Annotated in this window: 14 protein-coding genes, 1 tRNA gene and 1 pseudogene; 8 read left to right on the top strand and 8 right to left on the bottom strand. The window is 42.0% G+C overall.

Annotated elements, in window-relative coordinates:
* Window positions 1-13: 13 nt before the first annotated feature.
* Window positions 14-913, bottom strand: a complete 900-nt coding sequence (locus tag VK958_RS01785) for a LysR family transcriptional regulator (protein ID WP_325238548.1) — start codon at window positions 911-913, stop codon at window positions 14-16.
* Between the two features lie 120 nt (window positions 914-1,033).
* Here VK958_RS01785 and VK958_RS01780 point away from each other — a divergent pair, with 120 nt between their 5' ends.
* The 4 genes from VK958_RS01780 (at window position 1,034) to VK958_RS01765 (ending at window position 3,322) form a co-directional block, all read left to right on the top strand.
* Window positions 1,034-1,873 carry an oxidoreductase gene (locus VK958_RS01780; protein WP_325238547.1) on the top strand — a complete coding sequence of 280 codons (840 nt, stop codon included), beginning with the start codon at window positions 1,034-1,036 and terminating at the stop codon, window positions 1,871-1,873.
* 85 nt (window positions 1,874-1,958) lie between these two features.
* Complete coding sequence (locus VK958_RS01775; protein WP_325238546.1) at window positions 1,959-2,285, top strand: putative quinol monooxygenase; 327 nt, start codon at window positions 1,959-1,961, stop codon at window positions 2,283-2,285.
* A 266-nt stretch (window positions 2,286-2,551) separates the two neighbouring features.
* Window positions 2,552-2,899, top strand: coding sequence for a FlxA-like family protein (locus VK958_RS01770; RefSeq protein WP_325238544.1), 348 nt, complete (start codon window positions 2,552-2,554; stop codon window positions 2,897-2,899).
* Between the two features lie 132 nt (window positions 2,900-3,031).
* Window positions 3,032-3,322, top strand: coding sequence for a nucleotidyltransferase (locus tag VK958_RS01765; protein WP_325238543.1), 291 nt, complete (start codon window positions 3,032-3,034; stop codon window positions 3,320-3,322).
* A 146-nt stretch (window positions 3,323-3,468) separates the two neighbouring features.
* Here the strand turns inward: VK958_RS01765 and VK958_RS01760 are convergent, their stop codons facing one another.
* The gene (locus VK958_RS01760) at window positions 3,469-3,660 is read right to left on the bottom strand and encodes a hypothetical protein (RefSeq protein WP_325238542.1); all 192 of its coding nucleotides are present in this window, start codon (window positions 3,658-3,660) and stop codon (window positions 3,469-3,471) included.
* An 800-nt stretch (window positions 3,661-4,460) separates the two neighbouring features.
* On the bottom strand, window positions 4,461-5,828 hold the full coding sequence (locus tag VK958_RS01755; protein ID WP_325238541.1) for a hypothetical protein: 1,368 nt from the start codon (window positions 5,826-5,828) through the stop codon (window positions 4,461-4,463).
* Window positions 5,829-6,159: 331 nt separating this feature from the next.
* Here VK958_RS01755 and VK958_RS01750 point away from each other — a divergent pair, with 331 nt between their 5' ends.
* Window positions 6,160-7,182, top strand: a complete 1,023-nt coding sequence (locus tag VK958_RS01750; protein ID WP_325238540.1) for a restriction endonuclease — start codon at window positions 6,160-6,162, stop codon at window positions 7,180-7,182.
* 42 nt (window positions 7,183-7,224) lie between these two features.
* Here VK958_RS01750 and VK958_RS01745 read toward each other — a convergent pair whose 3' ends face one another.
* Window positions 7,225-7,560: a hypothetical protein gene (locus VK958_RS01745; protein ID WP_325238538.1), complete on the bottom strand. Its 336-nt coding sequence runs from the start codon at window positions 7,558-7,560 to the stop codon at window positions 7,225-7,227.
* An 86-nt stretch (window positions 7,561-7,646) separates the two neighbouring features.
* Window positions 7,647-8,468, bottom strand: coding sequence for an outer membrane protein assembly factor BamD (locus tag VK958_RS01740; RefSeq protein ID WP_325238537.1), 822 nt, complete (start codon window positions 8,466-8,468; stop codon window positions 7,647-7,649).
* Between the two features lie 484 nt (window positions 8,469-8,952).
* Here VK958_RS01740 and VK958_RS01735 point away from each other — a divergent pair, with 484 nt between their 5' ends.
* Both VK958_RS01735 and VK958_RS01730 read left to right on the top strand, forming a co-directional pair.
* The gene (locus tag VK958_RS01735) at window positions 8,953-9,717 is read left to right on the top strand and encodes an endonuclease NucS domain-containing protein (protein WP_325238536.1); all 765 of its coding nucleotides are present in this window, start codon (window positions 8,953-8,955) and stop codon (window positions 9,715-9,717) included.
* A 67-nt stretch (window positions 9,718-9,784) separates the two neighbouring features.
* A complete protein-coding gene (locus VK958_RS01730; RefSeq protein WP_325238535.1) occupies window positions 9,785-10,864 on the top strand; it encodes a hypothetical protein in 1,080 nt (359 codons plus the stop codon).
* Window positions 10,865-10,929: 65 nt separating this feature from the next.
* On the opposite strand, the gene VK958_RS01725 is transcribed toward VK958_RS01730, so the two are convergent.
* The 3 genes from VK958_RS01725 to ffh form a co-directional block, all read right to left on the bottom strand.
* Window positions 10,930-11,946 (bottom strand): AlbA family DNA-binding domain-containing protein, encoded by a 1,017-nt coding sequence (locus tag VK958_RS01725; RefSeq protein ID WP_325238533.1) that lies wholly within the window; start codon window positions 11,944-11,946, stop codon window positions 10,930-10,932.
* A gap of 253 nt (window positions 11,947-12,199) precedes the next feature.
* A tRNA-Lys gene (locus VK958_RS01720) sits at window positions 12,200-12,275 on the bottom strand.
* Between the two features lie 137 nt (window positions 12,276-12,412).
* Window positions 12,413-13,774 carry a signal recognition particle protein gene (gene ffh, locus VK958_RS01715; RefSeq protein WP_325238531.1) on the bottom strand — a complete coding sequence of 454 codons (1,362 nt, stop codon included), beginning with the start codon at window positions 13,772-13,774 and terminating at the stop codon, window positions 12,413-12,415.
* A gap of 91 nt (window positions 13,775-13,865) precedes the next feature.
* Between ffh and VK958_RS01710 the strand changes: the two are divergent.
* Window positions 13,866-14,281 (top strand): annotated as a pseudogene (locus tag VK958_RS01710) (cytochrome C biogenesis protein); the annotation flags it as partial.

Genomic DNA, 14,281 nt, shown 5'->3' with positions numbered 1-14,281 from the left:
TCGCAGCTCAATGTTACTCATTATCATTGGTCATTGTTGCCATACAAAAGTCAATAAATTGCCTTACGCGGGCTGGTATCTTTGTGCGTTCTGAGTAATACATGTATATGCCCAGTCTTGGCACCCTCCCGTCAGGAAGTATTTGTATCAACTCCCCATTTTCTAATTCATTTTTAATTAGATATTCACTGAGTTGCCCAATACCGATCCCACGTTTAACTGCTTCAATCTCGGCGTCTATATTGTTGAATCGCGCTACTGAAGGCACATGGATATAACTGACTTCGCCATTTACATTGATTTCCCACGGCAGCTCTTTGCCTGTTTGGGGATGCAAGAAGCCAGTACACCGGTGTCCTTGAAGGTCGTTCAAATCCAGAGGCAACCCATGTTTTTCTACATATTCAGGTGATGCACAGATCACAGAAACAATGTCACCCAGTTTCCGCGAAATCACATTTTTATCGGGTGACTTTCCAGTTCTAAAGCCGATATCAATCCTAAGCGTGACGATGTCCACAAACGCATCACTCAGCATGAGATCAAAATGCACATCAGGATGAAGCGAGTGAAACGCGTCGATGACTGGTAATAGAATCCGATTGCCAAAAGCTAATGGGGCAGCCAACCTGATTACCCCATCCATTCCCTGCTTACTTTCTTCAAGGCCAACGATTGCATCCGTTAAAAGCTGCATTCCTTGATTAGCATTTTGAAATAGCTGCTCACCGTCCTCGGTTAGACTCAGGTGTCGAGTCGTTCGGTGGAGCAACTTCAAACCCAGATGCGTTTCAAGTTGCTTAACGGCTTTACTGACGGCTTGCGGAGATACTCCCTGGTCAATGGCCGCCTTTCTGAAACTCATGGCATTAGCCACAGCAAGAAACATGGTTAAAGGTCTGATCATCTGCATTTAAACAACCCCAGGTTGATAATTAAACAATTATATTGAATATTTTTTTACTTTTGAATAGTCATTAAGATGATCTCCATGTTCTGCATGTCGCGGTTCATTCACTCAAAGGAGATTGTTATGAGCAACAAATCAAGAGTCTGGTTTATCACTGGCGCTTCAAGAGGGTTTGGCGCATTAATCGCAAAAGATGCGTTGGCGCGTGGTGATAAAGTCATTGCTACTGCACGTCATCCGAAGACAATTATTGACGCGTTGGGGAATCACCCGAATTTGCTTGCCTTGAAACTGGATGTCACAGATGAGGCGGCATCCATTCAAGTTGCCAAGGACGGAATCGACCACTTTTCACACATTGATATTCTGGTCAATAACGCTGGATATGGTTTGCTGGGAGCTGTTGAAGAGTCTGGTGATCAAGAAGTTAAAGATTTATTCAATACCAATGTATTTGGGTTGCTCAACGTGATTCGCGCTGTAGTACCTTATATGCGTAAACAGAACAGCGGTCACATCATCAACATTTCATCAATTGGTGGTTATGCCTCTTACCCTGGCTGGGGAGCCTATTGCGCTACCAAGTTTGCAGTGGAGGCTTTGACCGAGTCGCTGGCCTATGAACTTGAGCCATTTGGGGTCAAGGCCACAACAGTTGAGCCAGGCTTTTTCCGTACAGACTTTCTCGACAGTACTTCGCTTGTTTCAACTGAGAAATCTTTCCCGGAATATGCTGCAACAGTTGGCGCCATGCGTGATTTTGCCGCGTCAGCCAACCATGCGCAACCTGGAGATCCAACCAAGTTATCCAAGGCAATCTTGGAATTGGTCGATAGTGAGGAGCCGCCCCTGAGACTGCCATTAGGCTCAGACACTGTGCATAAGATCACTGAAAAGAATCAATTCGTACAGAAAGAATTAGATGCATGGAAGCACCTGGCCGTTTCTACTGACTATGCTTAATCGGTATCTCCAGCACCAGATTGCTGGAGATCACTTTCAACCCGGCAATTCACAAACCCTGCACATCATTATGAAAGGATAAATCATGAAAAAGAAACTTAGTCTGGTTGCATTTATATATGCGAAACCTGGATACCAAGATGAGGTGGCTACAACACTTAAATCTCTCATTGAGCTTAGTAGATCAGAGGCAGGATGTATAAATTATGATCTTCACCAGTCTTCGGATGATCCTACCGTATTCGTCATGTACGAAAACTGGCATGATCGTAGCGATCTGGATCATCATTTCAACATGCCATATATGCAGGAAATAATGAAAAGCTTGCCTGAAATGTTACGTGCGCCTGTAGAAATGCATTACCTTGACATGTTATCTCATCCCAATCGCCAGCAGCTGACAGAAGGCTGAATCCTAACGCCTACCCTAAGCCAGCATAACGGCTAAAGATTGCGACTTGGATTACCATCTTATCTGCCAGCCTGATTGCTTGGCCAGGCTCAAGAAGTCGAATTCAAAAGGTGGTCAAGCAAAGACCTTAGCTTCACAGGGTAAATTAGCGGCAATTTGTGTCGATAATAAAGTGAGAGAGTTTAATGTGCTGAAATAATGAGGATGAAACTCTGCTTCCAACAATGGATTTTAATGACCTATCATTCGTCACATCAGGATAATTTATGACAAGTATTAACACTGGAAGCATGGGCGTAGGCAACACAACGCCTTCAAGAACATCTGGCGGTACGAGTGCTGCATCTAAAGTGGCTGTACTCATGAAGAAAATTACTGAATTACAAAAACAGGCTTCTGAACTAAAAGGCTCACCAGAAGAGGTTTCAAAGCAATCAAAACTGATCCAGGATCAGATTCAGTTGATTCAAATGCAAATTCAGCAAATCATGGCTCAAGAGGCCCAAAAAAACCAAGAAGCACAAAATAAATCAACACTTGCAGAAGGTAAGAATACCGCCAACCCTAATGTATATAAATTCGGGCATGGCCATATTGTAGATGTGATGGCTTAGGAAGACGCTCCCCAGCAGCCATACAGCGCATCGATTGGCGAAGAGTCGTCGAGTGTGTCGGGTAGAACTAAAAGTTGACGGTGTTGATATAAGACTCATAATCACGCACTACAAAACAAGAAAATACCAAGTATGAAACTCGCCGACAAAATAAAGACTCATCACTTAGCTATCATTAAAGTGGTTGAAGCAAACAACACGCTTTATCCACGAGTTATCAGAGATAGTTTTAATGGGTATGAACTCGATGATTCATATTTGAATATCGTGGTGGATCGGACTTCAGAATTTACGCCATCCGACATTAGAAATATTCAACGGCAATTAGAAGCATTGTTAGAAGTCTCAGTTGATGTGATCACACCCAATTTATTACCTGACAATCTACGAGAAAAAATATTGGCTGAAGCAACAGTTATCTAATATATACCCTCCATAGCTTTATAAATTCCAATTCTCATGCCAAGCCAACATAGGCCAATCATCTATACAAAGATAGTCGTATCAGGCAACCTCTGATTGTTTGGCTATGGCGCGAGGTTTGTAAGTATGGGCAACTGAGTCTTTAACTAACTAGATTCTCTAGCTAACTTCTGCGCTTCATCAATCAGCGTGATCTGTGCTCCACTCAGTGCGGCGGCATTAGTAATTTCCAAGAGTTCTTTAGCGGGAAGACTATTGACGTTTAAAGTAAACCCCAACCCGGCATTCGCCATCATAAGTAACTCTGCAGTGGTTTTATCCTCTAGGCTATTCGTCATATTTTGTATTCCAAACCGTGAACAACAACACAAAATAATCACATGAATGGAATTTCTGTTAAATAGATATTAGACTGAAATCAATGTAGGAAAATATTAGGGGTGAAATGCTAATTATTTTATTGCTAAGCCAATGACTAAGTCTTCCCAGACGGATTGAATCAGACTTTCCATACCAAGCAAACATAACGGCCAATTATTCCACTTGGATATCGTACAACCGGTCCCTGATTGTTTGGCTAGGGCTCAAGAGGTACGACTATGGCTAGCTTTATAACTGCGATGTAGGTAAGTTTCAGGCTGTCTAAAAGGCCGGAATTTTGAAAAACCACAAAAACTGCATTTACTTGAAATAATAGTGAACAACTGAAATCTGAAATTCTAAGTAGCCGTTCGGCATTGAGAAAAGAAAAACGGCTCACATTTCTGCAAGCCGTCTTTATATTTTGGTAGGGTGTGCGGGGATCGAACCCACGACAAACGGATTAAAAGTACACAAAGTTGGATTTTTGTGAAGTCGAAACTACATGAAAATTAACTACTTTTTCAGATGACCCCACTACCTCAGCCCAATACCGAACCTAATGCCGAACTGATGCTTTCTGTCTGACTCAATTTCACCTTTTGTTTTTGATGCGGTTCAACGAGTTAGGCGGATTCGATCACCGAAACTTGACCGAAAGGAAAATTTTGCGACACAGCTGCATACCAAATCACGTATGACTCAACGCATGTCATGCCTCAAAATCTAAAGCAAGACAAACCACTGAATCAAAATTACTTGAAATACAGATGTAAATCTATGGATTACATGTGGGAATTTCAGCAGTCAATCGGGGTATGATCAGAGGAATGTAATGAATACTTAAAACACTTCCATGATCACTTAAACTTAAGTCTTTTGCCGAGGACTTAGCATATCCAATAGCAAATGCGTTTGTCACTTTCTTTGATACGGCTGCGGCTTGGACTGCAATTTGCTCATCCGTGATTGGGTTGGCAGATGTTGCTGTTTCGTCAGGGTTATTGCTCACTTTTTTTGCCTGATAGAATGCAGTTACCGTCTCAGTAACAGTAGCTTTCAGCTGCTGGCAAATATCAGTTGGATCGATATTAGAATCAACACTCCCAATGTCTGCGCCAAGAGTAGAACATACTTTCGCACTTCCACTTGTACGCAAAATTGAAACCCCTGTTATAAATCCATAAATCCTCTTTTTATCTACAGAAACAGGGTCCTCCATCCTGTTTACGATAGAAATCGCTAATTTTTCAGCAATTTGACTCTCATCTGCAAGCTTAATTGCATCCGACTCTATGTGATTTAGAGCATCACCAACATATACAGCAGATGAAGTTTGTGCGATTGGTTCAAAGCTTTCACTCTTTAAACAACTAAGCAGATTCTTATTTGTACCTCTAATGTGTATCAATTCATTCTTACTAAGATTCTCTATAATTTTATCCAGAAACTCAGTTTCAAGCTGCACATACTCAAATACCCCGTTTCCAAGCGATTTGCTGGATGACTTGTAAGAAAATCCAGCTACAATCTCTAATAAATCAGCCTTGAGTTTTGCAGGAAGTTCAAAAGGTAAGGTAGTGCCGGTTAAGGATTGTGCAACGATATCTGACACATTCACAGAAAATTTAGCTTGTATCTGCTTTTCTTCAATTCCCTTGACTTTAGTATGTACGAGCCTTTCTGTCGGAACCTTCTCAACTAGAGCGGTATCAAGACGTGGGTAAGTTATGTTGCCAAATTTGGGGACTAATATATCTTTCCCGTCAGTATCAGCAGCAAATATACGACCCAGATATGAAGGGATCAGATTCGAATTGAAAGCTCTAGGATGATCTACACTCACTGTGATGCCAGATGCAGTCTCTCCAGCTGAATTTGGGTAAACTTCCGTAACTACATTTTCAGCTAAAGATAATGTATCCAAATTTTTTATATCACGCGCTGATAATAATGGCCGACTTTGTATGAGATTAAACCTTTGGATGTCTTCATAACGCGCCTGAGGTAGACAGTCACTTTTAGAATACTCTTTGGAGCATAATTCCTCGTTTGAGAACTTGATATTACCGATATATGTTGATGGGCAACCTGTCAAAGTTCCCAAGCTAAGCATAGTTATCCCTGCGATTTGAAAGCGCTTCATGTAATTCCCCTTACGATTTGATTGTAAAATAAAATCTAATGCCACTGCTCTAATTGTGTGACTTGAATCCCAAGTATTTTCTTAGGTGTTCATACGAGAAATTTACTGCGCTCCCTATTGATTAAAGTATATTCTTTAATCAATTTATATCAATATTGGCATCAAGGCTTGGCAAAGAAAAACGAGAAAAAATCATTAATGAATCTAGTAACGACTAGAACGTGGCGAACATAATGTCACGGTGATTAATCTGCTGAAGATTGCAGATGCTTTAGAATTTAGACTGAGTAAGATTTGAACCCCTTTCTAATTTGTAATGGATCTTGTTCTTATGGGCACCATTTGGATACCCCCTAACAAACTTGTTACATTTTTCGAAGAGAAAGTTGGGTATAAATCGGGATTGGCTCTCACTAGGGAAGAGATGGTGAAGCATATCGCAGAATCTAACTCAATTACCGAAGCACTTATTACACAGTCTGATGAACCAATTAGAGTTCGTGCAGACGCTATAGAAGATGCTTTTCAAATTTTGCTTTATAAGCTAGGTTTTCTTAAGCAGCCCTTTGTTGGACACGGACCAACTATCCTCGACTTGAAATATCGAACTGATGCGACAAAGCATCAATTATTCGAAAAAGTACTTTTTCAACTTGGCTCCTATCATTTCGACAAAGGAAAGCATGCGCTGAGTGATGGTTTCAACAAAGTAGAATTCTATAAAATCATTCAGACATCTCTTCCATCTGACGCAATGGAAATAGCGACAGAATTAATAGATCTTATAGAGTTAAGTGAGCTAGCAAGTCCTTGGGATTGGCACCCTGCTAGACAGGTCGATTGGCAAAATACGTTGGCATTACTCGATTTATTTGAGAGTGAATCGCTCGATACCATGTATGGGACATTTTTTGATCAACGCTTTATAGATTATTTATCATCAAACTTTGAGAGTCTTGGAGAAATTCACTGGAGAAAATTTGAAGCCCTCACCGCTGAATTTTTCTTGCGCAATGGTTTTGATGTGGATATAGGCCCAGGCAGAAACGATGGCGGAATAGATATTCGTATCTGGAAAAACAGGTTAACAGAGGCTGACCCACCTACAATCCTTGTTCAATGTAAAAGGCAAAAGCAAAAAGTGGGCAAAGTAATTGTGAAGGCTTTATGGGCAGATATTCTAGATGAATCTGCGCATTCAGGCCTAATCGTGACATCATCCGCATTATCTCCAGGAGCAGATACAATCCGTAGAGCACGCTCCTACCCTATCAACGTGGCTGACAGAGAAACATTACGCAAGTGGCTCATCCAATTGCGAAGTCCTGGTAATAGCGTATTTCTTGGCTGGTAATTTTAATTCACCATGATTGTACTAAATAGTGTACTCAACTTGCTATTGCAGAGAGTTTGATTTGCATAGCGTAACCGCTTGACCAGCTGTCAGGCCGAGGCCGCCATTTTTAGGGTGTCCCCAAGCCTCCAAAAAGCACAAAACCACCTTTGAGGCATTTGTTGCACCGCTACAAAGCGTAACAGCCTGCCCAGCATTTAAGCCCAAGCCGGCCTTATTCTTTTCATTGCTACCCCAAACGGCTTCATAACATTTGGTGGGTTCACTTGTCATTTCTATCGTTTCAGTGACCTCAGCCTCTACTGCTAAAAGTGGAAGGGACAGATTAAGCACAATCACTATCATAAGCCGTTTCATTTTGCAGATGATACCCATCATGTATTCCTTTGGCTAACGTTGGAAGTAAGGGTTTGCCTAGAGTTGCCACTTCAGAAGGCTGTCTCTCAATTAAGTTTCATAATCAATCATTGCTTGCCACCCATCAGCTTCCAAGCTTGATAAACCTCCCGCATTTGCGTTTGTTGTTTCTGCGAAAGCGTAAAGTCTTTGTAATATTGATTTCCCTCTAATCTTACAATTACGCGTTTAGCGCTCATCCAACGATTAATCATATCGAAATCTTTGACTGGCAAATCCACCCATTCCCAGACTGAGCCTGAACCGTTATCCCGCTCAAAATCCAGCCGACCTAATTCATATACCTTGTCGTCAGCTTTCACTGTTACTGACTCAACAAAAAGCCAATCATCACCGTAGTAATGAATTTTCATCCTTAAAGGATAATCAGCTACGTTATTTTTATTGGTCCCAAAATAGAGAGAAATATAGTTTGCTAGAATTGGTTTATTCCGGTGACTGATCCACGTGATACCTTTAATTTCGTCAGTATCTTTTCTCATATTGACGGTTATCCGCTCGAGAGCTTTGCGTTCCTCTTGCAGCTTTTGCTCTTTCGCTAACTGTGTTTGCTTTTCAGTATCTGCAATACGAGCGTCAACCTTAGCTAGCAAACTCTTCGCATCCGCAATCTCTGGAGAGGTTGGATGTCGGTTCAATAATTCAGTGAGTAACTTATTAGCTTCACCATCTTTGTTTGAATCATAAGCAACCTTAGCCTCAGTGAGCAGTTGATTAGCCCCAAACTTTATATCATTGAGTTCAGATTTTAGAGCTTTAACTTGGGACTCAAGCTCTAAAGTTTTATTTCTAGCTTGATCCAATTCTGATTGTGATGGGCCACAACCTGCTAGAGATAAAAGAAACACAGCTAGGATCACTTTTTTCATTATTATTTTCCCTGAATGCTCAACAAGTATTTTGTCTTGAGTTAGTTTATATCAATACTCAAAACAAAAAAGACCCAGGGCGTTAATCTTGAGTCTCATCATGAACTGCCCACCGAAGATTTGAATCTGACTATCAACGTTAATCTACTTCGCCTGATTCAATTCCAACTCCCACGCCAAGCCAACATAGCGGCAAACGATTGCCAACGGGATTACCGTCGTATCAGCGAGCCCCTGTTACCTTGGCTATGGCTCAAGGCGAGCGACTATGGGTAGGTTTTGGGGCTGCAGCGGGTGAGTTTGGGGTCAGGGTGAGGGAGAGAAGTTGAAAAACCGGAAAAGTAGCGGAATGCTGAAAAACTGAAATCTGAAAAGCTGCGTCCTAATCATTGAATACCGAGGATTGGAGTTGTATTCTTAGGGGCTTCTTACATTGGAAGTGGTTACACTCTAGAATCACCGCACCAAGCCAAGGAAAAAGTGAATGGCAATATACGAACAGCCTGTACGAGAATTGATTAAAAATATGATTGGTGAGCTCGCCCCAAACTTGGGTGAGGCATTTACTCGAGAGGATGCACTGAATTGGTTTTCTAAACGATATCCAAAAATTAAAGCCGGTACCATCTCTGCTCATCTAATTCGGTTTAGCATTAATGCTCCGAGCCGCCTACACCATAACCCAAGAGGTGATGAGGATAGACTTTATCAAGTTGATAGTAGCAGATTCAGACTTTTCAATCCTGAGACTGATGGGCCGCCTCTTCATTCTTCTGCCGACCTTTCTAATATTAGAGAAAAAGATAAAGTCGTAACTATCGAAGAGTCTTTAAATCCACATACAAGCACCTTTGCATATGAGAAAGATTTACAGAGCTTCCTAGCAAAAAATTTAATGCTGCTTGAGCCGGGCTTAAAGTTATACATCGAGGAAGGAATTACAGGATTGGAGTTTCCTGTAGATGGAAGATTCATTGATATCTTAGCAATAGACAAAGATAAGAACTTGGTTGTAGTTGAATTAAAAGTCTCAAAAGGGCACGAAAGAGTTGTGGGTCAAATAATGCGGTACATGGCTTGGATTGAAAAGAATCTGGCCGAGGCAGGACAAAAAGTGAGGGGCGTAATTGTTGCTCGTGAAATATCGGAAGACATAAAATTAGCTTGTATGTATCTCCCTCAAGTCAATGTGTTCGAATATGAACTATCGGTAAGTTTGAAGCCGATTGGAATTGATTATTTTAATTAAACAATTGAATTTTAAGCCCTACTTTTCAATTACCCCAAAATAACCACTGATTTCATAAGGAATTCTAATGAATACCGAGGCACAGTCAAAAGATAAGCCATCATGTTTTGTAGTTATGCCATTTGGACGAGATTCAGAAGAGCAAAAGTGGTTTAAAGGATGGTATGAGGTTGTGCTATCACCAGCAATACATGCCTCAGGATATTTACCTGTACTATCTGCAGGAGAAGAACAGCCCGGAGCAATTAATGACGAAATTCGAGCCCATCTAGCATATGATCCAATGGTGTTAGTAGATCTAGGTGGCTTTGAACGAGAGGATGATCCCAATCCAAATGTTATGTACGAACTAGGTATTCGACATGCGCTGGGTCTACCGTTGGTTATTATGGCTTGGGAGGGCCAAAGATTACCTTTCGACGTGTCAAATCAGAGAGTCATTATGCATGATAGAGATTTCATGGATATAGAAATTAATAAGAAGAAAATTGTCGCATTCATTCAAGCAGCTGCTGAAGGCAAGTTTTATAGACCAATGGACGCAGTCGGGCGAATGGCTGCAATTGCAGCTGCATCTGAAAACCTTGGTGAAGACTCAATCTTAGCTGCTTTAATTCAAGAGGTAAAAGAGCTGAAAGGTTCAGTCAACTCAGTAGTACACTCTCCAAGAGCTAAAATTGAGTGGGAAACAACTTTATCTATAAAAACTCTTTTACGCGAAAAAGATCTTCGCAAAACGCTATACGTGTACTTTGTAGATTTGGGAGGAACAAGCGCAGGATGGGGGAAAATTATTAGAAAGCGCATATCAGTAGATTTCGCACAGACTGCTTATACATGGCAAGAGGACGAGTGGAAAAAATATATTGCTGAACGCTTTGCCGAGTTACCCCCTCCTAAGCCTCCAAAAGATGCTACAGCCCTGATCGAAGCTACTATTAACACAAAAAATATTGTCGATGAGTCACTTATTGAAAAGGTACTTGCCACCTTACCGCCGCAGCCTTGGCCGTCAGGTACGCACAGAACAGTTATGTCAACACTTGGGATAACAAGTAACCAGTACAAACGTGCAGTAGTTGAATTAACTAAGCGTGGACTTGTGAAAGAGCAAATCGATGGTGTTTTGATCAATATTGATTTATAAAATATGAACTAAGACAACAGCTGCTAACGACACATGTGAACAGTCCATGCAGGTTCACAGTCGCTTTATTTTGCTTTGGATTTGGCATAAACCGCTTTGATATTACTCATTCTATTTTCCATATCCAAAGGGTAATTTTCCAAGATTATGTTCTTTGCATTTATTGTAAATTTATGAAGCGGATTTTTCCCATGGTGTCCTAAATAGTGATGCTCAGCAGTAAGCAAATTTAACTTTTCAAGAATTGGCATAATATAGTTGTTAGAAATCCCTACCGCCTCACACAACCCTGTCTTTGTTAACACATAGGTCATTGCGGGATCAACAGGTATTTCTATTTCAACACCCTTACTTAATGTTACTTCTTTAGTAACATAATAAGCACTCTCACCATCGGCTTGATTCTCAATAAACTTCCCTTTTTTAATCCAATTGATTTTTTTAGCAGTTTCATTTGTTAAATAAATAGAGCTAGTCTTACCATCTCCTGAAAAATCATAAGCATTAACTATTGCAGCCTTATCTAATCCAACTTTATTGATTAAAGTGATATTGTTCACTAGAGATTTAAAAAATCCTTGCAACTTATCATCAAGCAAGACTTTCAGTTCAGCATATTTAATTTCTTCGCTGGCTGAATTGTATCTGTAATAAATTGCCCCCTCTCGTAGAAGCTCTTTATCCGAAGATCCAGGTTTATCTGCTTTTTGGATTTTCCGCTTTCTACAAATGACAGGTTTATTTTGGGAAGGCTCAACTCGAATGTATAGGATTTTTTTTCCAAGTAACTCGATACTATCTAATTCAATACTTACTACTGGTTCAAAATATTCTTTCAAAAAATTTGCTACCACTAGCCCTTCTGGCTCATCTCCTATATGTCCAATCAAAGCTCTAGGTTTATCAGCGATCCCAAAGAAAATTGCACCACCATCTCTATTTGCAAAAGACACTACTGTTTTTGCATATTTCCAAATTGAGTCTGTATCGAATTGACGTTTAAATTCACGATGTTCGCATTCTCTGTTTTTCACAAGTAGCTTCTCTTTATCAACTTGGAGTTCTAGAAGATGTTTAATCATTCGCTCAGCCATCCGCAGGTTAAATTTAGAAAATAATGTAGTATAAATCAGTAGTGACTTCGAAAAGGGGCGAATTAAATGTCAAACTTTTTACATGATCCAGCCTATTAGCAAATGATGTGTGCCGGGAGGAGGTGCTAAGTTTGGTAGCACAAAGTAGTGTTGCATTCTGAAATACTGGAAAACTGAAACACTGTTCAGTATCGAGAAAAGAAAAAACGGCTCACATTTCTGCAAGCCGTCTTTTGTATTTTGGTAGGGTGTGCGGGGATCGAACCCACGACAAACGGATTAAAAGTCCGCTGCTCTACCAGCTGAGCTAACACCCCTCATTTCGCTGTCTGCCGCTTTGTTTGCGTCAAATTTGAAAGAACGCGATTATGGGGGATTTACGGGAATTGGTCAATGCTGTTTTTGCTTTTTTGTATAAAAAGTTTATTTTTCATACATCCCGTAATTTTGGTCTTTACATTCCCGGGAATTTACCACCCATCATGCCACCCATGCCACGCATCATCTTGGCCATACCGCCTTTGCTGAACATCTTCATCATTTTTTGTGTTTCTTCAAACTGGTTCAGCAGACGGTTCACATCCTGAACCTGCACGCCGCTACCGGCAGCGATACGTTTTTTGCGGGTGGCTTTGATGAGTTCTGGTTTGCTGCGTTCGTCCGGGGTCATGCTATTGATAATGCCTTCAATGCGACGCAGGGATTTATCAACATCATCAGTATTGATTTTTTGAGCCATGCCGGCGATTTGTGAGGGCATTTTATCCATCAGTGATGCCATGCCGCCCATTTTGCGCATTTGCAGCATTTGTGATTTGAAGTCGTTGAGGTCGAACTTGGCGCCTGACTTGATTTTGTCGGCGACTTTTTTGGCTTCGTCCAGATCGACTTTTTTATGTGCTTCTTCAATCAGGCTCAGTACATCACCCATGCCGAGGATACGGCCTGCCATGCGGTCAGGATGGAAAGGCTCCAGGCCATCGACTTTTTCACTGACGCCGATAAACTTGATCGGCTGGCCGGTGACATGCCGCACAGATAAGGCTGCACCGCCACGCGCATCACCGTCTAGCTTGGTGACGATGACGCCTGTGAGTGGCAATGTCTCGCCAAAGGCTTTGGCGGTATTCACGGCATCCTGGCCTTGCATGGCGTCAACCACAAACAGGGTTTCAGTTGGCTTTAATAATGCGTGCAAGTCTTTGATTTCGGCCATCATGGCTTCATCAATCGCCAGGCGGCCAGCCGTATCGAAAATCACCACATCGTAGTAATTCTTTTTCGCTTGCTCCATGACTTGTGCAGCGATTTCCAGCGGTTTTTGTTGCGGATTACTATCAAAGCAATCAATGTCCAGTTGTTTCGCCAGGGTTTGCAGTTGGGTAATCGCAGCTGGTCTGTAAACGTCGGCACTGGCCAGCAATACTTTTTTCTTTTGCTCTTTAAGCAGTTTGGCTAGTTTGCCGGAAGTGGTGGTTTTACCCGCACCTTGCAAACCGGCCATCAGGATCACCACCGGCGGCACTGCTGCCAGGTTGAGGCCAACATTGGCTTTACCCATCAACTCGGTCAATTCGTCATTGACGACTTCAATCACGGCTTGCCCTGGTGTCAGGCTTTGCAGCACTTCCCGGCCATTGGCGCGCTCTTTGACGCGGGCGATAAACTCTTTCACCACCGGCAAGGCCACATCGGCTTCGAGCAGCGCCATCCGCACTTCTCGCATGGCATCGGCAATGTTGTCTTCAGTTAAACGTGCTTGGCCTCGCAGGTTTTTAATCACGCCCTGCAAGCGGCCGGTCAGGTTTTCCAGCATGGGTAAACTCTCTTTAAAACAGGTCTTTGAATAAGTGGGGGATTTTACATCATGCTAGGCGAATACGCCGAGTTTTGCCATAATGCAGTCCATGATTCAGCATCTTATTCCCTATCTGGTCGTCGCGTTTATCTATATGGCAGTGGCAATGGATTACTGGCGTATTGCCAGGCAAAACAAGCCTGCCAGTGAAACGCAGGCATCGTTCCAGCTTCATAGTGCCATGGTGGCATTAGGTGTGATTTTGCATGGCTGGCTGCTTTACCGCGACATGTTTGCAGTGGGGGGATTCAACCTTGGCGTCTACTTCGCCCTTTCCGCCATCCTCTGGCTGACGGTGCTGATTTACTGGATAGCTGACCTGAAGCACGCACTCCACAGCCTGCAGGCTTTTGTATTACCCCCAGCCGCCTTGTTTGTGCTGATGCCAGCGTTTGCCATCAAAGATTACTACGTGAATACCGCAGGCCTGTCACTGTTTAGCCTGCATATCGTTATCGCCATCTT

The organism is Methylophilus sp., assembly GCF_035460085.1.
In the GTDB taxonomy this organism is placed as follows: Bacteria; Pseudomonadota; Gammaproteobacteria; order Burkholderiales; family Methylophilaceae; genus Methylophilus.
The sequence above is the reverse complement of the archived record's forward strand: the minus strand, read 5'-3'. Positions and strand labels throughout refer to the sequence as shown.